The sequence below is a fragment of the Geodermatophilus sp. DF01-2 genome, assembly GCF_004571065.1.
In the GTDB taxonomy this organism is placed as follows: domain Bacteria; phylum Actinomycetota; class Actinomycetes; order Mycobacteriales; family Geodermatophilaceae; genus Geodermatophilus.
This window is the reverse complement of record NZ_SPQN01000038.1, coordinates 1-22993: the sequence shown is the minus strand read 5'-3', so window position 1 is coordinate 22993 and position 22993 is coordinate 1. Positions and strand designations below refer to the sequence as shown.

The 22993-nt window shown below is 74.6% G+C and carries 21 protein-coding genes; 12 read left to right on the top strand and 9 right to left on the bottom strand.

Going from position 1 to position 22993, the window contains the following annotated elements:
• Positions 1 to 116 precede the first annotated feature (116 nt).
• The 4 genes from E4P41_RS11645 (at position 117) to E4P41_RS11630 (ending at position 3020) form a co-directional block, all read left to right on the top strand.
• A complete protein-coding gene (locus E4P41_RS11645) occupies positions 117 to 779 on the top strand; it encodes a phosphoribosyltransferase family protein (RefSeq protein WP_135141419.1) in 663 nt (220 codons plus the stop codon).
• Positions 780 to 957: 178 nt separating this feature from the next.
• On the top strand, positions 958 to 1812 hold the full coding sequence (locus E4P41_RS11640) for an alpha/beta fold hydrolase (protein ID WP_135141418.1): 855 nt from the start codon (positions 958 to 960) through the stop codon (positions 1810 to 1812).
• Complete coding sequence (locus E4P41_RS11635) at positions 1802 to 2578, top strand: hypothetical protein (RefSeq protein WP_135141417.1); 777 nt, start codon at positions 1802 to 1804, stop codon at positions 2576 to 2578. Before E4P41_RS11640 ends, E4P41_RS11635 begins: the two co-directional genes overlap by 11 nt.
• Positions 2579 to 2720: 142 nt before the next feature.
• Positions 2721 to 3020, top strand: coding sequence for a hypothetical protein (locus tag E4P41_RS11630; protein ID WP_135141416.1), 300 nt, complete (start codon positions 2721 to 2723; stop codon positions 3018 to 3020).
• A gap of 44 nt (positions 3021 to 3064) precedes the next feature.
• Here E4P41_RS11630 and E4P41_RS11625 read toward each other — a convergent pair whose 3' ends face one another.
• The 9 genes from E4P41_RS11625 to E4P41_RS11585 all read right to left on the bottom strand — a co-directional run bounded on the left by E4P41_RS11625 (position 3065) and on the right by E4P41_RS11585 (position 14161).
• Positions 3065 to 3475 carry a hypothetical protein gene (locus tag E4P41_RS11625; protein WP_167761045.1) on the bottom strand — a complete coding sequence of 137 codons (411 nt, stop codon included), beginning with the start codon at positions 3473 to 3475 and terminating at the stop codon, positions 3065 to 3067.
• Positions 3476 to 3688: 213 nt separating this feature from the next.
• Positions 3689 to 5224: an NAD(P)/FAD-dependent oxidoreductase gene (locus E4P41_RS11620; RefSeq protein ID WP_135141414.1), complete on the bottom strand. Its 1536-nt coding sequence runs from the start codon at positions 5222 to 5224 to the stop codon at positions 3689 to 3691.
• Between the two features lie 38 nt (positions 5225 to 5262).
• Positions 5263 to 6057 (bottom strand): DUF427 domain-containing protein, encoded by a 795-nt coding sequence (locus E4P41_RS11615; RefSeq protein WP_135141413.1) that lies wholly within the window; start codon positions 6055 to 6057, stop codon positions 5263 to 5265.
• A 478-nt stretch (positions 6058 to 6535) separates the two neighbouring features.
• A complete protein-coding gene (locus E4P41_RS11610; RefSeq protein ID WP_135141412.1) occupies positions 6536 to 8626 on the bottom strand; it encodes a xanthine dehydrogenase family protein molybdopterin-binding subunit in 2091 nt (696 codons plus the stop codon).
• 1 nt (position 8627) lies between these two features.
• Entirely contained in the window at positions 8628 to 9635 is a 1008-nt protein-coding gene (locus tag E4P41_RS11605) for a xanthine dehydrogenase family protein subunit M (RefSeq protein WP_135141411.1), read from the bottom strand.
• A complete protein-coding gene (locus E4P41_RS11600; protein ID WP_135141410.1) occupies positions 9632 to 10144 on the bottom strand; it encodes a 2Fe-2S iron-sulfur cluster-binding protein in 513 nt (170 codons plus the stop codon). Before E4P41_RS11600 ends, E4P41_RS11605 begins: the two co-directional genes overlap by 4 nt.
• Before the next feature lie 219 nt (positions 10145 to 10363).
• A complete protein-coding gene (locus tag E4P41_RS11595) occupies positions 10364 to 10846 on the bottom strand; it encodes a hypothetical protein (RefSeq protein ID WP_209307670.1) in 483 nt (160 codons plus the stop codon).
• Complete coding sequence (locus E4P41_RS23210; protein ID WP_135141409.1) at positions 10843 to 13302, bottom strand: nitrate reductase; 2460 nt, start codon at positions 13300 to 13302, stop codon at positions 10843 to 10845. Before E4P41_RS23210 ends, E4P41_RS11595 begins: the two co-directional genes overlap by 4 nt.
• Before the next feature lie 88 nt (positions 13303 to 13390).
• Entirely contained in the window at positions 13391 to 14161 is a 771-nt protein-coding gene (locus E4P41_RS11585; protein WP_135141408.1) for a putative hydro-lyase, read from the bottom strand.
• Between the two features lie 87 nt (positions 14162 to 14248).
• Between E4P41_RS11585 and argG the strand changes: the two genes are divergently transcribed.
• The 8 genes from argG (at position 14249) to E4P41_RS11545 (ending at position 22759) form a co-directional block, all read left to right on the top strand.
• Positions 14249 to 15697, top strand: a complete 1449-nt coding sequence (gene argG / locus E4P41_RS11580) for an argininosuccinate synthase (protein ID WP_135141407.1) — start codon at positions 14249 to 14251, stop codon at positions 15695 to 15697.
• A gap of 214 nt (positions 15698 to 15911) precedes the next feature.
• Entirely contained in the window at positions 15912 to 17165 is a 1254-nt protein-coding gene (locus E4P41_RS11575) for an NRAMP family divalent metal transporter (protein ID WP_245177282.1), read from the top strand.
• A 14-nt stretch (positions 17166 to 17179) separates the two neighbouring features.
• A complete protein-coding gene (locus E4P41_RS11570) occupies positions 17180 to 17932 on the top strand; it encodes a 5-oxoprolinase subunit PxpA (protein WP_135141406.1) in 753 nt (250 codons plus the stop codon).
• Positions 17932 to 18543 carry an allophanate hydrolase subunit 1 gene (locus E4P41_RS11565; RefSeq protein ID WP_135141405.1) on the top strand — a complete coding sequence of 204 codons (612 nt, stop codon included), beginning with the start codon at positions 17932 to 17934 and terminating at the stop codon, positions 18541 to 18543. The genes E4P41_RS11570 and E4P41_RS11565 overlap by 1 nt, the downstream gene beginning before the upstream one ends.
• On the top strand, positions 18540 to 19376 hold the full coding sequence (locus E4P41_RS11560; protein WP_135141404.1) for a biotin-dependent carboxyltransferase family protein: 837 nt from the start codon (positions 18540 to 18542) through the stop codon (positions 19374 to 19376). The genes E4P41_RS11565 and E4P41_RS11560 overlap by 4 nt, the downstream gene beginning before the upstream one ends.
• A 61-nt stretch (positions 19377 to 19437) precedes the next feature.
• Complete coding sequence (locus E4P41_RS11555) at positions 19438 to 19632, top strand: hypothetical protein (protein ID WP_135141403.1); 195 nt, start codon at positions 19438 to 19440, stop codon at positions 19630 to 19632.
• Positions 19629 to 20870, top strand: coding sequence for an MFS transporter (locus E4P41_RS11550; protein WP_135141402.1), 1242 nt, complete (start codon positions 19629 to 19631; stop codon positions 20868 to 20870). Before E4P41_RS11555 ends, E4P41_RS11550 begins: the two co-directional genes overlap by 4 nt.
• A gap of 335 nt (positions 20871 to 21205) precedes the next feature.
• Positions 21206 to 22759: a ScyD/ScyE family protein gene (locus E4P41_RS11545; protein ID WP_135141401.1), complete on the top strand. Its 1554-nt coding sequence runs from the start codon at positions 21206 to 21208 to the stop codon at positions 22757 to 22759.
• Positions 22760 to 22993: the final 234 nt, after the last annotated feature.

Here is a 22993-nt window from a genome sequence, read left to right as displayed (position 1 = left end):
TCCGGCGACGGCGATACGCCCGCATCGGTCCCTTCCGTGTCGACGTCCCCTGTCGGGTACCGGTGGGGGACGACCGTGCCGGAGGAGCCTGCCGCCGCCCCGAGGAGGACCTGCCCATGTCTCCGACGACCAAGCCGTTCACCGACCGGACGGAGGCCGGCCGCGCCCTCGCCGTCCGCCTGGCCGGGCACGCCGACCCGGACCTCGTGGTGCTCGGCCTCCCCCGAGGAGGGGTGGTGGTCGCCGCGGAGGTCGCGCGCGTCCTGCGGGGCGCCCTCGACGTCGTCGTCGTCCGCAAGGTCGGCGTGCCCTGGCAGCCCGAGCTGGCCATGGGCGCCATCGCCGCCGTCGACCAGGACGTCGAGACCGTTCGCGAGGAGTGGGTCCTCGGTCACGTGCAGGTGGACGAGGATGCCTTCGACCGCGCCCGCGAGCGGGAGATCGCGGAGCTGCGCCGCCGGGAGACCGCCTACCGGCAGGGGCGCCCGGCCACGCCGCTGACCGGCCGGCCGGTGGTCGTGGTCGACGACGGCCTGGCCACCGGCTCGACCATGCGGGCCGCCGTCGCGGCGGTCCGCCGGCAGGGACCCGGCCGGCTCGCCGTGGCCGTACCGGTGGCCTCGCCCAGGGCCTGCGACCGGCTCGCGGCGGAGGTGGACGACGTCGTCTGCCTCTGGGCGCCGGACTCCTTCTCCGCGGTCGGCCAGGGCTACGAGGACTTCCGCGCCACCACCGACGACGAGGTCCGTGAAGCCCTCGCCCGCTCGGCCGCTGGGTGACCCGCCGCCCGTGGCGAACCCCGGTCCTGGGGGTTCGGCCGGGTTGCGGCCGGGCACAGCCGGGTCCGTGGACGGCGGGAGGCCACCGGCCCGTCCCGGGCCCACCGCACCCGGCCACGCTGACGACGGCCGGCCGAGGGGCAGGCCGCACCGTTCCCGGAACCCAGGAGGAGATCGGATGAACCCGACCGCCACGCCCCGCGAGGAGCGGCAGGTCCTCGGCGGTGAGTCGTTCCACTGGCTGGAGCAGGGCGAGGGTGCACCCGTCGTCCTCCTGCACGGCGTCCCCACCTCGCCCCGGCTCTGGCGCCACGTCCTCCCGCTGGTCCGCGGCCGCTGCCTGGCATTGGAGATGACCGGTTACGGCAACTCGATCCCCGACGGTGAGCACCGCGACCTCGGGCTGACCGCGCAGGCCGAGCGGCTGCTGCGCTGGCTGGATGCCCTCGGCATCGAGGCCCCCGTCCTGGTCGGGCACGACCTCGGCGGCGGGGTGGCCCAGATCGCCGCGACCCGGCAGCCGGACCGGTTCTCGGGCATCGTGCTGACCAACGCGGTCTGCTACGACTCCTGGCCGATCCCCAGCGTCAAGGCGATGCGGGCCGCCGCCCCGGCCCTGCGATACCTGCCCGAGACCGCGCTCTACCCGTCCTTCGTCCAGCTGATCCACCGCGGCCACGACGACCGTCGGCGGGCGCTGGAGTCCATCGGCGTGCACTGGCAGCCCTATGTCGCCCACGGCGCCGCCCGGAGCCTCATGCGACAGGTGAGTTCCCTGCGGGTCGAGGACACCCTCGCCATCAGCGACCGGCTGCCCTCCCTCGGCCTGCCCGCCCGGGTCGTGTGGGGCGAGGCCGACGGGTTCCAGAAGGTCGGGTACGGCGAACGTCTCGCCCGCGACCTCGGGACCACCCTGCGGCGGATCCCCGGAGGCAGGCACTTCACCCCCGAGGACCATCCCGACGTCATCGCGGCCGCCGTCGACGAGCTGCTGACCCCCGGTCCGGACGGTGGGAGCGACCGTGGGCAGTGACCTCGGCAACGGGTTCGCCGCCTATCCCATGGTCGAGGAGGGCGAGGCGACGGGTGTCGTCGCCGCGGTGTACGCGCAGCTGCTGGACCGGATGCCGTTCGTCCCCAGCCTGTTCAAGTCCCTGGCGCTCTCCCCCGGCTACCTGGTCCTCGCCCACGAGCAGGCCGCCGCCGTCCTGCCGGACGAGACGTTCCGGTCGCTGGCACAGCAGCTGTCCTCCTCGGTCGGCGACGCCGTGACACCGCCGGCCGATCAGCCGGTCCGGGAGGCACTCGCGCGGTTCACCGAGCCGTTGAGTCGGATGTTGCTGCTGACGGCGGGGCTGCTGCTGGCCCTGGACGACGAGCTGGACCGGCCGCCCGCGCCGGGCCGCGCACCCGAGCCGCGCGTCGTCGAGCCACGGCAGCCCGCGCCGTCGCAGTGGGACGCGCCCGCCCCGCAGCTCTACGGCGAGATCCGGGCCGCCCTGGAGACGCCCATGGTCAACAGCATCTGGCGGGCGCTGGCCGGGCAGGGGCTCCTGGAGACCGCGTGGTCGGCGCTGCGACCCCAGGTGGGCGGCAGCCGCCCCGCCGCCGACGAGGTGCAGCGCCGGGCGTTCGAGGCCGCGCGGCAGGTCCCGTGGCAGGTCGCCGCCACCCCCGCCGCGCTGGACCGCGCGGGGCTCGCCGACGTCCGGCCGGGCGTGGCCAGCGTCCTCGACGCCTACGCCAAGACGCTGCCGCGGGTGCTCGTCCTCGTGTCCTCCAGCACCGGCGGCGGGTGACCCCCCGCTCCGGCCTCCCGGACGTCGTTCGCGGAACGCGGGGGCGGCCGGCTGCGGTCGGGGCAGGACGCGACCGGGCATCCCGCGAGCCGCCCGTCCGTCCCACGCCGGCATCCGGCGACACGTACGCAGAGAAGAGGCCGTGGTCGACCGACCCTCCGTCATCGTCTTCGACGTCAACCAGACGCCGTCCGACATGGGGCCGATGGCGAAGCGGTTCGCCGACGTCGGGGCACCGGAGCACATGGCGCAGCTGTGGTTCGCCTCGGTGCCGCGTGACGGCTTCGGCCTCGCTGCCGCGGGGGCACAGCGGCCGTTCGCCGAGGTCGCCTCGGCGGTCCTGCGGACGCTCTTCGTCCCGTACCCCGACCACGCCACGCCACGCCACCCACCGACGCACACGGTCCCGGCCCTGACCGACCTCACCGACCAGCTGGCCTGAGGACGTCCCTCCTCCGCCCCCCTGACCGAGCCCTCCCGGTGGGCCTATGCGCGGGCGCACTCCTCATCGGAGTGGCGTGGTGAGCCAGCCTCCCGCCACTGCGCTACTGCCTCCGCCCCGTGGTCCACGGTGTAGTACGTCGCGGGTGCGGGGCCCGAGACGACGACGAGCATCCGCTCGGCCTCCGGCCACTCGGGCGCGCCGACCTGCCGGTCGGGATGGTCGGCGAGGAAGACGACAGGGGTCTCGCCCGCCGCCGGGTGCACCCATTCGTCCACGTCGAAGGTCACTCCGAAACCGGTGGGAACGGATTCAGTCGCCGCGACAGTTCCCCATGCCACGAGATTCGCGCAGCCCAGCACCCCGACTTCCGAGGCGAACCCGGTCGCGGCGGTGCCGCCGTCACAAGCGGCGCTCATCGCCGCGACCGCCAGGACGAGTGCCGATCTCTTCACCACTTGCCTGCCTTCCTGCAGCCCGCGGGCGTCGGTCGAGTCGTCGCTCCGCCGATGAGCGGCAGCCATCGTCGTCCAGTCGTGACCGCCCCCTGTCGGTGCCCCGGACGCCCTACCGCGTGCAAGAGGCCGGACGACAGAGTGAGGACCGCGGTTCGCGGGCCGCCGTGAGCGCACCCCGGACCGGCGCCCGCCAACGACCGGCAACCGCCGTCAGCGGCCCCAGGAGCGCAGCACCGCACGGGCGGCGGCCCGGCCCGGCGCTCCCGAGACCCCGCCCACGGGCGCCGTCCCCGCCCCGGTGACGAACAGTCCGGCAACCGGGGTGCGGTGCCCGGCGAGGGCGCGGGTCGGCCGCAGCGGGCCGAGCTGGTCCAGGCTCACGTCCAGGTGCATGGGGTGGGCCCCGGGCCAGGACAGCTCGGCGGCCATGTCCTCCGGCGTCCGGACCACCCGGTCGACGATCGAGGCCCGGAACCCCGGCGCGCGCCGCTCGACGGTGTCCACCATCCGGTCGGCGAAAGCCTCGCGCGCGGCCGACCAGCCGCCGCGCAGCCGGGCCGGTGCGCAGGGGCAGGCCAGGTAGACGGTGTGCCGCCCGGGCGGGGCCAGCCTCGGGTCCAGGGCGCTGGGGGTGAACAGGTAGGTCGGCACCGGGTCGTCCGGCAGCCGGCCGGCCTCGGCCTGGGCGAAACCGTCGCCCAGTGGGCCGAGGGCGTCCACGAAGGACTGCAGCCCGGCGTGGTCGCCCGGCCGGGCACCGGGGTAGGCCGGCAGCCGGTCGACGGCGAGCAGCACCAGCAGCTGGACGGCGTTCCCGCGGTGGGCCGCACGCAGCCGATCCCCGACCGGCCCGTCCAGGGGCGGGTCGAGCAGCTCGAGCAGGGCCGGCCGGGGGTCGACCGCGGTCACCACGCACCGGGCGGCCACCCAGGTCCCGTCGGCCAGCTCGACGCCGGACACCCGGTCGCCCCGGGCGATCCGCACCACCCGAGCACCGGTCCGCGCCTCGCCGCCGAGGAGGGCCAGCCGCCGGGCCAGCGCATCGGTGAGCGCCTGGGAGCCACCGACGGGATGCCACTGCCCCACCTGGTGGTAGAAGGCCTGCCACAGCGCGAACAGGGCGCTGCCCGGCGCTCCGGGGGACGCCGAGGCGTGCGCGGCGAAGGCCGCCACCGGGCCGCGGACCCGGTCGGTGGCCAGCCGCTCGCGCAGCACCCGCCCGTACGGTGACGCCAGCAGCTCGGCGATCCCCAGCGGCCCCCCGTTGCGGCGCAGGGCCTGCGCCGCGGACCGCGCCAGCCCCGGCAGCTGCCGGGCCCGCGGCCGGCCGTCGAGCCCCGCACGGAACAGGTCCACGAGCGGCATCGCGTCCCGCATCCAGGCGCGGTAGCGGTCGGCGTCGGCCGGCGCGACGGCGGCGATCGACGCCACGGTCGCGTCGACGTCGCGGCAGAACCGCACGATCGCGCCGTCCTCCCCCACCGCCACGGAGAACGGATCCATCGCGACGTACTCCAGGCCCACCTCGGCCAGCCCCAGGTCGTCGACCAGGTCGGTGGCCTGGACCAGGTTGTGCGCGACGGCGTGCAGGTCGAACCGGTACCCGGGCACCAGCTCGTCGGTCCGCGTCCCGCCCCCCAACGTCCCGGCCTGCTCCAGCACCAGGACGTCGAGGCCCGCACGGGCCAGGTCGCAGGCCGCGACCAGCCCGTTGTGGCCACCGCCGACCACCACGACGTCACGCACGGCCGGTTCCACCCCTCTTCCCTCCCGGGCCGGCTCGGTCAGGCCGCGCGCCGGACCTCGACCTCGACGCCCTCGCCCAGGAAGGACAGGAAGCCGCGGACCTGCAGCGCCTCCCCGAGCGGGTCGGCGTAGGTCCACGCCCCGTCCGGGACGACCCGGTCCCCCACCGTCAGCGACCAGTAGGACGCGATGCCCTTGTACGGGCAGATCGTGCGGGTCAGGGAGGGCGAGAGGAACGCGCTCCGCACGTCCTCCGGCGGCAGGTACCAGCGCACCGGCAGTCCGGTCTCGAAGAGCTTGACCGGCCGGGTGGACTCGGCGACGACCTCCCGGCCGACCCGGACCACCACGGTGTCGCTCGAGCGCCGGGTGTCCACCCGGTGGTACGGGTCCCGGGGGTGGCCGATGACCTCGTCGTCCTCCTCGAGCCAGCGGTCGAGGGCGTCGAACCCGACGGCCACCAGGCCGGCCAGCGGCGGAAGCCCGGGCGCCGGGTCGGGGACGTCCTCGGCCGCGTCCTGGACGGTCCGCTCACCCACGTGCAGGTCCCAGGACCGCACCGTGCCGAGGGCAGGGTCCTCCCGGGTGCGGTCGGTGGGCGTGAGGAGGTCCTCGTCGACCGCGGACCGGTCGAACCACCAGCGCGGCAGCTGCCCGTCCTGGTGCAGCAGCCGCGGGGCGGCGGCGTCGACCACCAGCCGGCCGCCGACGTATCCGCGCACCCGCCGGTCCAGCTCCTCCAGGTACAGCGGGTGCTCGGAGATGCGGGTGCCGTCATCGAAGGAACCGCGGCGGGTCCCGACCAGCGGGCCGCTGCCCATGGTGAGGCTCATCGGCGTCCTCTCGTCGTCCTCGGGGTCCTCGTCCCCCTACCCGGCGTCGCGGGGTGTTCACCCGGGGAGCCGGATAGCGCAGCGGACGTCGTCGTGGAACGGCTGCAGCAGTGGGCGTGCCCGTACGCCGACCTGCTGGGCCTCACCGGCATCCGGGTGACCGACCCCGCGGAGCTCGGCCCGACGTGGGGCCGGGCGTTGGCAGCCGATCGGCCCGTCGTCCTCGAGGTCCTGGTCGATCCCGACGTGCCGCTGCTCCCGCCGTTCCCGGTCGGGGAGCAGAAGCCGGACTCCCTTCCGCGCCGGGCTGCCCCAGGAGGGTCCGACGGGCGAGCCCGCCGGGCTGCTGGGCACCCACGCCGAGCAGGAGCGCGGCGCGACGTCGTGACGCAGGAGGGTCGGTCCCCGGAAGGACCCCGTCCTTCTCACCGCTCGCAAGCTCGCGGTGAGCCTCTGGGTGGGCCGGGGCGGGGTCCTCTCACAGGCCGGGCAGCAGCTTGTCGAGGGTCACCGGGAGGTGCCGCACCCGGACGCCGGTGGCCCGGTGGACGGCGTTGACGACGGCCGCGGCCGTGCCGACGATCCCGATCTCGCCGATGCCCTTGGACCCCATCGCGTTGACGAAGGGGTCGTGCTCGTCGAGCCAGTGGGCCTGCACGTCGCCGACGTCGGCGTTGACCGTGACGTGGTACTCGGCGAGGTCGTGGTTGGCCACCTGGCCCACCTGCGGGTCCCAGACGCTGTTCTCGTGCAGCGCCATGGACAGCCCCATGGTCATCCCACCGACGAACTGCGAGCGGGCGGTGCGGGGGTTGACGATCCGGCCGGCGGCGAAGACGCCGAGCAGCCGCGGCACCCGGATCTCACCGGTGTCGGCGTGCACCCGGGCCTCGACGAACTGGGCACCGAACGCGTAGGCCGCGTGGTCCTCGTCCTGCGCGGCCTGGTCGACGTCGCCGGCGACCTCGTCGCCGTCGGACGGCGAGCCGCCGAACTTCTCCCGGAACGCGCGGGCGGCCACGACCAGCGCCGAGCCCCACGTGTTGGTGCCCGACGACCCGCCGGCGACCGAGGCGATCGGGTACTCGGTGTCCCCGATCCGCACGTCCACGTCGGCGACGTCGACACCGAGAGCGTCGGCGGTGATCTGGGGCAGCACCGTCCACGCCCCGGTGCCGAGGTCGGCCGCGCCGATCTCGGCGACGTAGCGACCGTCCTCGTAGCGCAGGTTCGCGGTCGACCGGGCCTGCCGCATGGTGGGGTAGACCGAGGCGGCTACGCCGGTGCCCACCAGCCAGTTCCCGTCGCGGTGCCGGGCTGGCGGGCGGTCGGCCCAGCCGAAGCGCTCGGCGCCCTCGCGCAGGCACTCCACCAGGTGCCGGCTCGACCACGGCTTCCCGGTGTCCGGGTCGACCTCGGGCTCGTTGCGGATGCGCAGCTCGATCGGGTCGATGCCCAGTTCCTCGGCCAGCTCGTCGAGCGCCACCTCGGGGCCGAACATGCCCGGGCACTCCCCCGGCGCGCGCATCCACGAGGGCACCGGCACGTCGAGCGCGGCCACCCGGTGGGTGCTGCGCCGGTTGGGTGCGGCGTACATCATCCGCGCCGGGACGCCGGCCTGCTCCGCGAACTCCTTGATCCGCGACGTCTGCACGACCACGTCGATCGCGACCGCCGACAGCCGGCCGTCGCGGTCGGCAGCCAGCTGCATCCGCTGGATCGTGGGCGTGCGGTAGCCGGCCAGGAAGAACATCTGCTGGCGGGTCAGCGCCAGCTTGACCGGGCGGCCCGGCAGCGCCCGCGCCGCCATCGCGGCGAGCATCACGTGCGCGTGCGGGGTCCCCTTCGAGCCGAACCCCCCGCCGACGTAGGGGCAGATCACCCGAACCTGCTCCTGCGCCAGCCCGAAGACCTCGCACACGGCAGCCCGGTCGGGGTGCACGCCCTGGGTCGAGTCCCACAGGGTGAGGTGCCCGTCGCCCGCGGGGTCCCAGAGCGCCGTCGTGCTGTGCGGCTCCAGCGGGTTGTTGTGGTACATCGCCGTGGTGTAGGTCTGCTCGATCGTCACGTCGGCGGAGGCCATGGCCGCGGCGACGTCCCCCTCGCTGGTGTCCGTCTCGTGGCCGGCGTTGACCTTCCCGGGGGCGTACAGGTCGTCCCGGTCGGCGGACAGCTCGGTGTCGTGCGACTGCTCGGCGTAGGTGACCCGGATCGAGTCGGCGGCCTGGCGGGCCAGCTCGGAGGTCTCGGCGACCACGGCGCCGATCAGCTGACCGCGGAAGGCGACCTCGTCGGACTGCAGGACGGCGAACTCGCGGTCCTCCGTGGAGGCCAGCCGTTCGGCGGTGGACGGCGTGAGGACCGCGAGCACCCCGTCCAGCCCCTCGGCGGTCGCGGTGTCCATGGCGGTGACCCGGCCCCGAGCGACGGTGGCCTGGACGGGGTGGGCGTAGGCGGGTCGCTCGACCGGCGTCTCGTAGGCGTAGGTCGCGGTGCCGCGCACCTTGGCCACGCCGTCGCGCCGGACGAGGTCCCGGCCGATGGCCCGGGGTTCGAGCAGATCGGTCATGTCAGGCCTCCAGGTCGCGCAGGGTCGCCACGACCGTGCGTGTCACGAGCGGGATCTTGAAGCCGTTGCCGCTGTCGACCCCCGGTTGCGGCTGGGCGGCGGCCAGCTCGGCCGCCATCGCGGCGCGCACGGTGTCCTCGGTCAGCGGCCCGCCGCGCAGCACACCCTCGGCCCGGGTGGCGCGCCACGGCTTGTGCGCGACCCCGCCCAGGGCGAGCCGGACATCGCCGTTCCCGCTCGCGACCGCGGCCACCGACACCAGGGCGAAGGCGTAGGAGGCCCGGTCGCGGACCTTGCGGTAGGCCGAGCGGGCGCCGGCCGGCAGCGGCGGCAGGTCGATCGCGGTGATCAGCTCACCGTGCTCCAGCACCGTGTCCCGGGAGGGGTCCTCGCCGGGCAGCCGGTGCAGATCTACGAACGGGACGGTGCGCGCACCGGCCGGGCCGAGCACCTGCACCTGCGCGTCCAGCGCGGCCAGCGCCACGGCCATGTCGGAGGGGTGCGTGGCGATGCACGTCTCGGGCGCCGTCGGGTCGGGCAGCGCCGCCGGGACGCCGAGGACCGCGTGGTAGCGGGTGTAGCCGCCGACCGCCGAGCAGCCCGTCCCCGGCTCGCGCTTGTTGCAGGCGGTGCTGGCGTCCTGGAAGTAGACGCAGCGGGTGCGCTGCAGCGGATTGCCGCCGGTGGTGGCCAGGTTGCGCAGCTGACCGGTGGCACCGGCCAGCAGCGCCTGGGCCAGCACCGGGTACCGCTCGCGGACCCGCCGGTCGGCGGCCAGCTCGCTGTTGGTCACCGCGGCGCCGACCCGCAGTCCGCCGTCCTGGAGGTCGTCGATGCTGCGCGAGGTGAGCGTGCGGACGTCGACGACCAGGTCCGGGCGGACGATGCCGAGCTTGAGGTGGTCGACCAGGTTGGTGCCGCCGCCGAGGAAGACGGCGGTCGGCTCGGCGGCGACGTCCCGTACCGCCTCGGCGACGTCCGCCGGACGGGCGTAGGCGAACGGCTTCACGCCTGGCCACCCCCCGCCTGCTGGACCGCCGGGACGATGTTCACGTAGGCGCCGCAGCGGCACAGGTTCCCGCTCATGCGCTCGGCGACCTCGTCGTGGCTGAGTTCCGGGTCGGCGGTGAGGTCCGGGCCGGCGTGGCTGGGCCAGCCGCGCCGCACCTCGTCCAGGACGCCGACCGCCGAGCAGATCTGCCCGGGGGTGCAGTAGCCGCACTGGAAGGCGTCCCGGTCGAGGAAGGCCTGCTGCACCGGGTGCAGCTCGCCGTCCGCCGCAAGGCCGTCGGCAGTGATGATCTCCGCGCCGTCGTGGGCAACCGCCAGCGCGAGGCAGGAGAGCGCCCGCTTGCCGTCCAGGAGGACCGTGCACGCGCCGCACTGGCCGTGGTCGCAGCCCTTCTTCGGACTGGTGTTGCCCAGCCGTTCCCGGAGGGCGTCCAGCAGCGTGGTGCGGGTGTCGACCGTGAGGCGGTGGGCCGTGCCGTCGACCGTGAGGGTGACCTCGGCGTCCATCGCCCCTCGGTGCCCGTCAGCGCGGGCGCGGCAAACCCGCCATCGGCCTGCCGGCTCCGACCCGGGACCCGGGGGGACGAACCCCTCAGCCGCCCGCCGCCTGCGCCGCCGCGGCGGTGCCCACGAGTCGAACCACCCACCCGGCTCCTACGCCGTCGCTGCCGCGGTCATGGAGGACGGCCCGGGCCGCGGAGCGGCCCGGGCCGAGCCCCTCGGCCATCAGCTCGCGATCACCTGCGGTGAGGCCACCTTGAGGTGGGCGTTGGCCCACCGCGCCTGACGGAGCGACTCCGGGTGGCACTTCTCGGCCACGTCGAGCAGCTCCTGTTCCTTGGCGCCCTGCGCGGACTGGGCCAGGATCTCCCAGTCCAGGGAGGTGCCGGCCGCCTCGCGGTAGAGGTGGCGCAGGTCGGCCAGCAGCAGCAGGCCGGGTGTCGACCGCCGTCCCAGCAGGTCGGACGTCCGCTGCTTCATGCCGGCGAGCAGGCCCGGGTCCTCCGAGGCCTCCGGGTCCAGGTCGAGCCCGAAGTCCCGTCCGATCCTGGCGAGCTCGGCCACGTGCTCACGGGACCACTTGGCCATGTCCCGGGTGACGTAGAAGACCTCGTGGTCGGCCTTGTGCTTGTCCGACATCGACATCAGCACGGTGACCAGGTGGTTCTCCGACCGGTGCAGTTCTTCGATCGCCATGTCGAGCTTCACGCCTGACCTCCCAGGAGCTCCTCGACGCGGGCGCTGTCGCCGCCCACGGTGGGTGGGACGGCGCCGGTGACCGGCGCCGACCCGGTGGTGGTGGGTGCCGCGGCCGGGGTGCCCTTGCTGCGGGCGACCCGCTCGACCCGGGCCGCCGCCGTCTTGAAGATCGGCTGCTTGGACACCGGGTCCCAGTCGGTGAGGGTCAGCTCGTTGGCGGCCCGGCTGTCCTCCTTCTTCTTCGGCCGGGCGCCGTCCTTGGTGTCCCAGTAGCCGTAGTGGAACGGCAGGAACAGCACGCCCGGCCGGATCCCGCTGATCCGCAGCCGGGCCCGCACCCGGCCCCGCGGTGTGCTGACCTCCAGCAGGTCGCCCTCGGCGAACTTCCGGTCCGCGGCGTCGCTCGCCGACATCTCTACCCAGACCTCCGGGGCGGCGGCGTCCAACTGCGGTGCCCGGCCGGTCTTCGTGCGGGTGTGGAAGTGGTACAGGGTGCGGCCGGTGGTGAGCTGGAAGGGGAACTCCTGGCTGGGCAGCTCGTGCGGCGCGACGTACTCGGCGGCCTTGAGCACGGCTCTCCCCGTCGGGTTGAGCGCCCGGTACTCGGTCTCCTCGACCGGCGCCCCGGTGACCATGTCCCGGCCGTAGCTCTCGCAGTAGTCGGGGTGGGCCCAGAACTGCCCGTCGACGTAGATGCGCTCGGAGCCGTCCGGGTGTTCGTCGTTGCACGGCCACTGGATGCCGCTGCCACCGCGCAGCTTGTCGTAGCTCATGCCGCTGTAGTCGCACGGGCGGCCCCGGCTGCACTCCTTCCAGCCCTCGAAGGCGCCTTCGGCGTCGGTCCACTTCACCAGCGGCTGCCCGTCCTTGTCCTCCAGGCCGAGCCGGTGGGAGAAGTCGATGAGGATGTCCAGGTCGGACCTCGCCTCACCGGGCGGCTCCACCGCCTTCTCCGAGAGGTGCACCGTGCGGTCGACGTTGGTGAAGGTGCCCGTCTTCTCGCCCCAGGTCGCGGCGGGCAGGACGACGTCGGCCAGCTGTGCGGTCTCGGTCAGGAAGATGTCCTGGACGACGAGGAACAGCCGCTCCTGGGCCAGGATCTCCCGGATCCGCGCCAGCTCCGGAAGGGAGACCGCCGGGTTCGTGGCCGTCACGTACAGGAAGCGGATCGTGCCCTCCTCCATGTACCGCAGCTGCTGCATGATGTGGGTCGGCGGGGAGTAGTGCGGGATCTCCATCGGGTCGATGTTCCAGATCCGCGCGAGGTCCGCGATGTGCTCGTCGTTCTCCCAGTTGCGGAACGCCGGCAGGTCGCCGTCCGCCCCCGCCTCGCGGGTGTTCTCCGCGGTGGGCTGGCCGTTCATCTGCAGGATCCCGCAGCCGGGCTTGCCCAGCATGCCGCGGATGACGTTGATGTTGTTGACGCTGACGGCGGCGGCCGAGGCCTGGTGCGCCTGGTAGAAGCCCTGCAGCACCGTGGACAGCAACCGCTCCGCCTGCCCGAGGATGCGGGCCGCCTCCCGGATCCGCTCCGCCGGGACGTCGCAGACCTCGGCGGCCACCTCGGGGGTGTAGGCCTTCATCTGCTTCTCGAGCTCGGCGAAGCCGACAGTGTGGGCCTCGATGTACTCCCGGTCGATCCAGCCGTGGGCGATGATCTCGTGCAGGAGCGCGTTCATCAGCATCACGTTCGTGCCCGGCCGCGGCGCCAGGTGCACCGTGGCCGCCCGGGCGACCGGGGTCTCCCGGGGGTCGACGCAGACCACCTTGGGCGGGTTGGGCCCGGCCAGCCGGTCGAGGACCCGGGTCCACAGCACCGTCTGGGTCTCGGCCATGTTGTGCCCGTACAGGGCGATGACGTCGGCGGAGTCGATGTCGGTGTAGGAGCCGGGCTGCCCGTCGCAGGCGAAGGTCTCCTTGAGCGCCGCGGCCGCGGTGGCCGTGCACAGCCGGGTGTTGCCGTCGACGTGGTTCGTGCCGATCCCGCCGTGGGCGATCAGGCCCAGGGTGTAGTACTCCTCGAGGAACAACTGGCCGGTGGTGTAGAAGCTGATCGCACTGGGGCCCTGCTCCTCGAGCAGTTCCTTGCACCGGCCGGCGACCGCGTTCATCGCGGTGTCCCAGTCGGTCTCGACGAGCTTGCCCCTCTTGCGGATGAGCGGCTTGGTGAGCCGCTCGGGGGAGTTGTTGGCCTGCCAGCCGAAGAGGTCCTTGGGACCCAGCCGGCCGTGGTTGACCCGGTCGACGGCCCGGCCGCGGACACCGACGATCCGGTCGTCCTTCACCGCGATGTCCAGGGCGTCGCCGTTGCTGTGCAGGATCGTGGCCGACTGGACCCAGCGGTCGACGTCGGCCTCGGTCAGCCCGTCGGCGAGGTGGGAGTCGACCCGCGTGGGCCACGTCTCCCCCGGGCCGTACGGGGTGCGGGTTCCCCATGGTTCGGCGATGCGGTCGATACGAGGCATGGCGGTCGCCATACCCACGGGGCGCCGCCGGCCGAACGTCGGTCGTGGGACGGGTCCGTGACGTCCGGCCGGTGTGCGGACGCGCAGGTCAGGGCCGGCGGTAGGCGGCGTCCGGTACGTCGGTGACGAACATGTGCCCCGGCGCGTGGGTGATCGCGAACGGCGGCCGGGAGGCCATGAGCGCCGCCTGCGGGGTCACCCCGCAGGCCCAGAACACCGGGACGTCGCCGTCGGCGGACTCGACCGGGTCGCCGAAGTCGGGGCGGTCCAGGTCGGCGATGCCGAGGGACGCCGGTGCGCCGACGTGCACCGGCGCCCCGTGCACCTGCGGCATCCGCCCGGTGACCTGGACCGCCGTCGGCACCAGCTCCCCGGGCACCGGCCGCATCGACACCACGAGCGGCCCGGACAGCCGGCCCGCCGGACGGCAGGGCCGGTCGGTCCGGTACATCGAGACGTTGCGGCCCTGCTCGATGTTGCGGACGGGGACGCCGGCGTCGAGCAGCGCGGTCTCGAAGCTGAAGCTGCAGCCGACGAGGAAGGCGACCAGGTCGTCGGTCCACAGGTCGGTCACGTCGGCCGGCTCGTCGGTCAGCTCCCCGCCCCGCCACACCCGGTAGCGCGGCAGGTCCGTCCGCAGGTCGGCGTCCGGGGCGAGCGGGGTGCGGTACGAGCCGGCGTCGGTCACGTCGAGCAGCGGCACCGGCTGCGGGTTGCGCTGGGCGAACAGCAGCATGTCGTACGCCCAGTCGCGGGGCAGCACGACGAGGTTGGCCTGCGTGAAGCCGGGGGCGAGGCCCGACGTCGGGACGGCGTGGCCTGTCCGGCAGGCGGCCCGGACCTCGGCGGGGGACGTCATGGATCCATGCTCACCCGGGCGCCCCGGCTCCGGCGAGTGCCGGACCCGCCGACGCATGGCCATGCATCCTCGTGCATACTTCCTCGCGTGTCCAAGGTGCTCACGTCCCTGCCCGTCGGCGAACGCGTCGGGATCGCCTTCTCCGGCGGCCTCGACACCTCGGTGGCGGTCGCCTGGATGCGGGACAAGGGTGCGGTGCCCTGCACCTACACCGCCGACATCGGCCAGTACGACGAGCCCGACATCGACTCGGTGCCCGGGCGCGCGACGGCCTACGGCGCGGAGATCGCCCGGCTGGTCGACGCCCGCGCAGCGCTGGTCGAGGAGGGCCTGGCCGCGCTGACCTGCGGGGCGTTCCACATCCGCTCGGGCGGGCGCAGCTACTTCAACACCACGCCGCTCGGCCGGGCGGTCACCGGCACCCTGCTGGTCCGCGCGATGCTCGAGGACGACGTGCAGATCTGGGGCGACGGCTCCACCTTCAAGGGCAACGACATCGAGCGGTTCTACCGCTACGGCCTGCTGGCCAACCCGTCGCTGCGGATCTACAAGCCGTGGCTGGACGCCGACTTCGTCTCCGAGCTCGGCGGGCGCACCGAGATGTCCGAGTGGCTGGTCGCCCACGGCCTGCCCTACCGCGACAGCACCGAAAAGGCGTACTCGACCGACGCCAACATCTGGGGCGCCACCCACGAGGCCAAGGCGCTCGAGCACCTCGACGCCGGCCTGGAGGTGGTCGAGCCGATTATGGGCGTGCGGTTCTGGGACCCGGCGGTCGAGATCTCCCCCGAGGACGTGACGATCGGTTTCGAGCAGGGCCGGCCGGTGACGATCGACGGGAAGACGTTCGACTCCGCCGTCGACCTGGTGCTGGCGGCCAACGCCATCGGCGGCCGGCACGGCCTGGGCATGTCCGACCAGATCGAGAACCGGGTCATCGAGGCCAAGAGCCGGGGCATCTACGAGGCGCCCGGGATGGCGCTGCTGCACGCGGCCTACGAACGGTTGGTCAACGCCATCCACAACGAGGACACCCTCGCCACCTACCACAGCGAGGGACGGCGGCTGGGCCGGCTCATGTACGAGGGCCGCTGGCTGGACCCGCAGGCGCTGATGCTCCGGGAGGCCCTGCAGCGCTGGGTCGGGACGGCGGTCACCGGCGAGGTGACGCTGCGGCTGCGGCGCGGTGAGGACTACTCGATCCTCGACAGCACCGGACCGGCGTTCAGCTACCACCCGGACAAGCTCTCCATGGAGCGGACCGAGGACTCCGCCTTCGGCCCGGCCGACCGGATCGGTCAGCTCACCATGCGCAACCTCGACATCGCCGACTCCCGCGCCAAGCTCGAGCGGTACGCCGCGCTCGGCATGGTCGGCAGCGGGCACCCGCGGCTGATCGGCGCCGCACAGGCGGCCTCGACGGGGCTGATCGGCGCGATGGCGCAGGGCGGGGCCGAGGCGATCGCCTCGCGCGGGGCCGTCTCCGCCGACGAGGAGCTGCTCGACCGCGCCGCGATGGAGTCCGGCACCGACTAGGCCTCGCAGGGGCGCCGGACGGTGTGCGCTGAGGAGGACTTCTGCGTCCTGGAGTTCCGCCTCGGCGCACACCGTCTCCGCGACTCGGCGCGCAGGCGGCCGTCGGGAGCCGCGGCACCAGCCCGTCCCGGCGCCGGCCGCCGTCCCCCCACGGCCGTTGCGGAGGGCCCATCACAGCCCTAGCGTCGCGGTCACGCCCGACTGGGGAGCCCCCGTGCCCGACGACCCGCACCACTCGGCCCCGCACCACCCGGCCCCTCCCGCGACCGCCGGCCGCATGTCGGCCGGTACCCGGTCGACGCTGCTGGGCGCGATGTTCCTCATGGCCACCTCGGCCATCGGCCCGGGCTTCATCACCCAGACCACGACGTTCACCGTGCAGCTGGGCGCGGCGTTCGCCTTCGCGATCGCGGTCTCGATCGTCATCGACATCGCGCTGCAGCTCAACGTCTGGCGGGTCATCGGGGTCTCCGGGCAGCGCGCCCAGGAGCTGGGCAACGCGCTGCTGCCCGGGCTGGGCTGGTTCATGGCCGCGCTGCTGGTGCTCGGCGGCCTGGTGTTCAACATCGGCAACATCAGCGGCGCGGGCCTGGGCACCGAGGCCATGTTCGGCCTGGACCCACGGATCGGCGGCGCTCTGTCGGCGCTCGTCGCGATCGGGATCTTCCTCAACCGGCGGGCAGGTGTGGCCGTCGACCGGATCGTCGTCGTCCTCGGCCTGCTGATGATCGGGCTGACCGCCTGGATCGCGATCACCTCGACCCCGCCGGTCGGTCGCGCGCTGAGCAACGTCGTCCTCCCCGAGGACGTCTCCTTCCTCGCCATCACCACGCTGGTGGGCGGGACCATCGGCGGCTACATCGTCTACGCCGGCGCCCACCGGCTGATCGACTCCGGGGTCACCGGACCGGAGCACGTCCGCGACATCACCCGCGGATCGGTCACCGGCATCGTGATCACCGGCGTCATGCGGGTGCTGCTCTTCCTCGCCATCCTCGGCGTCGTCACCGCCGGCGCCGACCTCGGCACCGGGAACCAGGCGGCGACGGCGTTCGGGGCGGCCGCGGGCGAGTTCGGGCTCCGGGCGTTCGGCGTGGTGCTGTGGGCGGCGTCGATCACCAGCGTCATCGGCGCGTCCTACACCTCGGTCACCTTCCTGACCTCCGGCGGGCGCACCGGCGACCGCACCCGCATGCTGCTCGTGGTCGCCTTCATCGCCGTCACCACGCTGGCGTTCCTGCTCATCGGCGCCGCGCCGGTCACGCTGCTGATCTTCGCCGGGGCGTTCAACGGGCTGCTGCTGCCCGTCGGCATCGCCGTCCTGCTCTGGGTCGCGACCGCCCGCGCCGACCTGCTGGGCGGCTACCGGTACCCGCGCTGGCTGCTGGCGGTCGGCTGGCTGGCCTGGCTGCTGACCCTGTACCTGGCGGTCAACTCCATCCGCCCGGTGATCGAGCTGTTCGCCTGAGGAGGCCGCCCGCGATGGACCTGAACTCCGATCTCGGCGAGGGCTTCGGCCAGTGGCGGCTCGGGGACGACGACGCGCTGCTCGGCGTCGTGACCAGCGCCAACGTGGCCTGCGGCTTCCACGCCGGCGACCCGTCGATCATGCGCCGGGTCTGCGCGCGGGCCGCGGAGGCGGGGGTGGCGGTCGGCGCCCAGGTCTCCTACCGCGACCTGGCCGGGTTCGGCCGCCGCTTCGTCGACGTGGAGCCCGACGAGCTGACCGCCGACGTGCTCTACCAGCTCGGCGCGCTGGAGGCCTTCGCCCGGGTCGCCGGCACGCGGGTGCGCTACGTCAAGCCGCACGGCGCCCTCTACAACACGATCGTCTCCTCCGAGGAGCAGGCCGCGGCCGTGGTGCGGGCGGTCGTCGAGTACGACCGCGACCTGCCCGTGCTCGGGCTGCCCGGGTCGGCGTGGCTGCGGCTGGCCGACGAGGCCGGGCTGGCGACGGTGCACGAGGCGTTCGCCGACCGCGAGTACACGCCCGGGGGCACGCTGGTCTCCCGGCGGCTGCCCGGGGCGGTGCTGCACGACGCCGCCGAGATCGCCCGCCGCTGCGTCGCGATGGCTACCGGCGAGCCGGTCACCGACGTCGAGGGCGGGCTGCTGCGGCTGGCGCCGGAGTCGATCTGCGTCCACGGCGACACCCCGGGCGCGGTGGCGATCGCCCGGCGGGTGCGGAAGGCGCTCACCGCGGCCGGGGTGTCGCTGGCGCCGTTCGCGCCCTGATGCGCGTCCTGCCCAGCGGGTCGAGCGCGCTGCTGGTCGAGCTCGACGACCTCGACGACGTCCTCGGGCTGTACGCCGCGCTGGCGGCCGACCCGCCCGAGGGCGTGGTGGACGTCGTCCCGGCGGCGCGGACCGTGCTGCTGGCGACCGACCCGGCGGTGACCACCCTCGCCGCGGTCGAGCAGGCGGTGCGCCGCACCCGGCCGCGCCCCGGCCGCACGGCCGGCGGGGAGCTGGTCGAGCTGCCGGTCGTGTACGACGGGGCCGACCTGGCCGACGTCGCGGCGCTCCTCGGCGTGCCGCCCGACGAGGTGGTGCGCCGGCACACCGACACGGAGTGGACGGTGGCCTTCTGCGGCTTCGCGCCCGGGTTCGGCTACCTGACCCCCGACGGGGAGCCGTGGGACGTCCCCCGCCGGGACACTCCCCGGACGAAGGTGCCCGCCGGGTCGGTGGCCCTCGCCGGCGGCTTCAGCGGCGTCTACCCGCGGGAGTCGCCGGGCGGGTGGCAGCTGGTCGGCCGCACCGACGTCGCCGTCTTCGACGTGGCCCGCGACCCGGCCGCGCTGCTGCGACCCGGCGTCCGGGTGCGGTTCACGGAGCAGGGGTGACGCGCACCCTCACCGTGCTGGCGACCGGACCGCTCACCACGGTGCAGGACGCCGGCCGGACCGGGCAGGGGGCGCTCGGGATCGGCCGCTCGGGCGCCTGCGACCGCGCCGCCGCCCGGCTGGCCAACCGGCTGGTCGGGAACGGCACGGACGCCGCGGTGCTCGAGGTGACCCTCGGCGGGCTGGCGCTGCGGGCCGCGGCGGACCTGGTCGTGGCCACGACCGGCGCCCGGTGCTCGACCGCGCACAACGCCCCGGTCGTGCTGCCGGCCGGGGCCGAGCTGCGGCTGGGCCTGCCGGCCACCGGGCTGCGCACCTACGTCGCCGTGCGGGGCGGCGTCGCCGTCGAGCCGGTGCTGGGCAGCCGCTCGACGGACCTGCTCGCAGGCCTCGGCCCGCCGGTCCTCTCCCCCGGCGACGTGCTGCCCGTGGGTCCGCCCACGGGTCCGATGCCGGGGGTGGACCTCGCGCCGGTCCCCGACCCGCCCGGCGGCGAGGTCACCGTGCGGGTGATGCCCGGCCCGCGCATCGACTGGTTCTCCGACGACGCGGCGGCCGCGCTGACCGGCACCGCGTGGGAGGTGACCGGCGAGAGCAACCGGATCGGGCTGCGGCTGTCCGGCGTCCCGCTGGAGCGGGCGCGCGCCGGCGAGCTGGCCAGCGAGGGCATGGTCCGCGGCGCGCTGCAGGTACCGCCGTCCGGGCAGCCGGTGCTCTTCCTCGCCGACGGGCCGGTGACCGGCGGCTACCCGGTCATCGGCTACGTCGACGACACCGACGTCGACCGCTGCGGCCAGCTGCGCCCGGGCCAGGCGCTGCGCTTCCGCCCCTGACCCTCAGTGGAGCGCACAATCACGCGGGCAGTGCACCGGCCCCGATCCTCAGGAGGACCCCGTGGACACAGCCGGCCTGCCGGACGAGCCGGTTGACGCGCCGGCCCGCGGCGGGACGTCGGGGCAGTCCCTGGACCGCGGGCTGGCCGGGCTGCCGCACGCCGAGGAGCTGGAGGACGTGCTCGTCCCCGCACTGCTGGAGACGGCACGCCAGATCGAGGAGGACCGGGTGAGCACCCGGCGCTCCGGGTCGTGACGGCCGCCGCGCCCGGCCGGCGCCGGTGGTGGGGATGGCTGGCTCCCGCTGCGGTCCTCGTCGTCGTCGCACTCTGTCTGCGCGGCCCGTTCGCCGCCGTCGGCCCGGTGATCGACCGGCTCGGCGGGGAGTTCTCGATCGAACCCGCGGCGCTGGCCGTGCTCACCGCGCTGCCCCTCGTCTGCCTCGGGCTGCTCTCCCCCACCGCCCCGGCGCTGGCGGCCCGGCTCGGCGTCCACCGCGCGCTGCTCGCCGGGGTCGTCGTCCTGGCCCTCGGCACCGCGCTGCGGACGGCCGGTACGTGGGGCCTGTTCGCCGGCACGGTGCTGCTGACCGCGGGCATCGCGGTGGGCAACGTGCTCATCCCGGCAGCGGTCCGTGCCGAGTACGGAGCGCGCAGCGCGCCGGTCCTCGGCGCGACGACGGCGTCGATGGCGTTCTCGGCCGCGCTGGGCGCCGGCCTGGCCCGGCCACTGACCGATGCGGCGGGTAGCGCGGTCGCCGGCCTGACGCTCTGGCTGGTGCCGATCCTGGCGGCCGTGGCCGGGGTGGCGGTGCTGGCGGCCCGACGGCGGGACAGGGGCCTCCCGCCCCGGGAGCGGGTACCGCTCACCGCCGTGCTGCGGGACCGCGTCGCGCTCGCGGTCACGGCCTTCTTCGGCCTCCAGTCCCTGGTCTTCTACGCGATGTTGACCTGGATGGCCGACGTGCTGCAGGACGAGGCCGGGCTCTCGGCCGTGGCCGCGGGTGGCCTCGTGGCGGCCGCGGCGGCACTGGGCGCACCGTGCTCGCTCGTCGTCCCCTGGCTGGCGGCCCGCCGGCCCGGCCAGCGTGCCTGGGTGGCCGGCGTGGCTCTGCCCACTGCGGTCGCCCTCGCCGGGCTGCTCCTCGCGCCCGCTGCGGCGCCGGCCGTGTGGGCGCTGCTCTACGGGCTGGGCACCGGTGCGGCCTTCCCGTTGGCGATGACGCTGGTGTTGCTGCGCACGCAGGACGTGGCACAGACCGGCCGGCTGTCGGCCGCGGCGCAGAGTGCGGGCTACCTGCTCGCCGCCACGGGGCCGCTGGCCGTGGGGCTGCTGCACGACACGACCGGCGGGTGGCGGTCGTCGCTGCTCCTGCTCCTCGGGCTGCTGGTCCTGCAGGTGGTCACCGGGCTCGCGGCCGCCCGCCCGCGCCTGGTCACCGACCCTCCGGTGGCGGACACGAGGCCGTCCGCCGAGGTCGATCACAAGGGGTAGGCCGGTCACCGCGGAGCACCGCCCATGGCTTCTCGGTGAACACCTTCGGCCTGTCCAGCCGCACCCGCGCGGTCCCGGACGCCGAGGCCGTTCCGGCCGGGACGGGCGTCCCCGGTGCGCGCGCCGCCGGACCGTGCGCCCCTCCTGACCAGATGTGGTGACCACGCCGGTGGGGATGGGACGGAGGAGTCCGTCCCCAGTCTTGGGGACTCGGATCCGGCCCGGCCCCGGAACTAGCTTCGGCTGGCATCGACGGCGACCGCGCCGTCCCCGGCCCCCCACCGTGCAGCCCCGGGGCCTCCCCCCACACCGCCGACACCGCCAGCGGAGGAACCATGCGCAGGACCCTCGTCGCCGCGGGCTCGTTCGCTCTCCTGCTCGGGAGCGCGACGACCGCGGTGGCCGTCGAGGAAGACGGCACCCCGGACGCCCCTCGCGTCGTAGCGACCGGGCTCGACAACCCCCGTCAGCTCAACTGGGCCGAGGACGGGTCGCTCCTGGTCGCCGAGGCCGGATCCGGCGGCGACACGTGCGTCGCTCTGCCCGAAGCGCCTTCCGGCGAGGAACCACCGGCGGAGGAACCGCCGGTCGAGGAACCGCCGGTGGAGCCGCCACCGGCCGAGGAACCACCGGTGGAGCCGCCACCGGCCGAGGAACCACCGGCCGAGGAACCACCCGCCCAGCTCTGCGCGGGGGGCACCGCCGGCGTCACGGCGATCTCCGACCCGGAGGCCGACGAGCCCGAGGCCGCGCGCGTGGTCGACGGGCTGTTCTCCCTCGCCGGCCCGGACGGCAGCTTCGCCGAGGCGGGATCCAGCGGCGCCGACGGGACCGACGTCCCGGGTCAGTACATCGTGGTCGAGGGCGGGCCGCCGCCGTTCCCGATCCCGGGGATCACCGACCTGCCGGGCGCCGAGACGCTGGGGAACCTCCTCGTGGCCGAGGTGGTCGACGGTGAGCAGGCCGTGTTCCCGTACGTGGACTTCGTCGACGTCGAGGCCGAGCAGAACCCCGACGGCGCGCAGCTCGAGAGCAACCCGTTCAGCATCCTGTTCGTCGACCCGACCCCCGACGGGCCGGCCGGCGCGGACGGCTACGCGCTGGTCGCCGATGCCGCGGCCAACACCGTGTGGAAGGTCCAGCCCGACTTCGCCGCCGTCCCCGAGGACTGCGCCACCGGGACGCCCGCCAACCCTACGGCCTGCGTGCCGCCGTTCGAGGTGACCGTCTTCGCCACCTACCCGACCGTGGAGGGCGACGAGACGACGCCGGAGTTCGTGCCGACGTCCCTGGCCGCCGACGCCGACGGGAACGTCTACGTCGGCGGGCTCGGCTCGCTGGTCCCGGGCGCGGGCGAGGCGCGGGTCTACACCGCCGAGGGCGACGCGATCCTGACCCTCCACGGCTTCACCGGGATCACCGGAGTGGCCGTCGAGGACGACGGGTCCCGGCTCTACGTCTCCCAGCTGTTCGGGTCGACTCCGGACTTCGAGTCGACCGAGCCGCAGGGCAACGTGGTCGCCGTCGACCTCGCGGACCTGTCCTACCGGTCGGTCGACGTCCCCTTCCCGGCCGGGCTGGCCGTGGGTGACGACGGCGTCTTCGTGTCGGCGTTCAGCATCGCGCCGGCAGAGGGGCTGGTCCTGCCCGGCGGCGACGGAACGCCGCTGCCCGACACCGGCGGTCAGGTCTGGGAGATCTCGTTCGACGGCGTCGAACCGGCGCCGCTGCCGGTGGCCGCGGCCGGGGAGGCGCCGGAGCCGACCACGCCGGACCCGACGACCCCGGACCCGACCACCCCCGAGCCGACCACGTCGGACCCGGCGACCCCGGCGCCGCAGGACGACGACGGGACGCCTGACCAGGGCCCGGGGGACGCCGCGCCCTGACCCCTGACATCGGGGGCCGTGGGCCCCGACGGTGCACCTGACCGGCCGTGCGGTGTCGCAGAGCCCCTGCGGCACCGCACGGTCACGGCCGGGGACGGAACCGTCGTCGGTAGTAACTCCCTGAGCGGTTGAAGACCCAGGACATCCCCCTGGTGGGGTGAACGGGCTTGGTGTCCCAACCCCAACCAGGAGGATGTCGTGTCGAACCGTAGCTCTCGTCGGCTGTCTCGTGGA

Coding starts and splice junctions, on each gene's coding strand:
- E4P41_RS11600 (WP_135141410.1), bottom strand. CDS start 10,144: ATGGACGCCGAGGTCACCCTCACGGTCGACGGCACGGCCCACCGCCTC.
- E4P41_RS23210 (WP_135141409.1), bottom strand. CDS start 13,302: ATGCCTCGTATCGACCGCATCGCCGAACCATGGGGAACCCGCACCCCG.
- E4P41_RS11545 (WP_135141401.1), top strand. CDS start 21,206: ATGCGCAGGACCCTCGTCGCCGCGGGCTCGTTCGCTCTCCTGCTCGGG.
- E4P41_RS11645 (WP_135141419.1), top strand. CDS start 117: ATGTCTCCGACGACCAAGCCGTTCACCGACCGGACGGAGGCCGGCCGC.
- E4P41_RS11640 (WP_135141418.1), top strand. CDS start 958: ATGAACCCGACCGCCACGCCCCGCGAGGAGCGGCAGGTCCTCGGCGGT.
- E4P41_RS11610 (WP_135141412.1), bottom strand. CDS start 8,626: ATGACCGATCTGCTCGAACCCCGGGCCATCGGCCGGGACCTCGTCCGG.
- E4P41_RS11565 (WP_135141405.1), top strand. CDS start 17,932: ATGCGCGTCCTGCCCAGCGGGTCGAGCGCGCTGCTGGTCGAGCTCGAC.
- E4P41_RS11570 (WP_135141406.1), top strand. CDS start 17,180: ATGGACCTGAACTCCGATCTCGGCGAGGGCTTCGGCCAGTGGCGGCTC.
- E4P41_RS11615 (WP_135141413.1), bottom strand. CDS start 6,057: ATGAGCCTCACCATGGGCAGCGGCCCGCTGGTCGGGACCCGCCGCGGT.
- E4P41_RS11585 (WP_135141408.1), bottom strand. CDS start 14,161: ATGACGTCCCCCGCCGAGGTCCGGGCCGCCTGCCGGACAGGCCACGCC.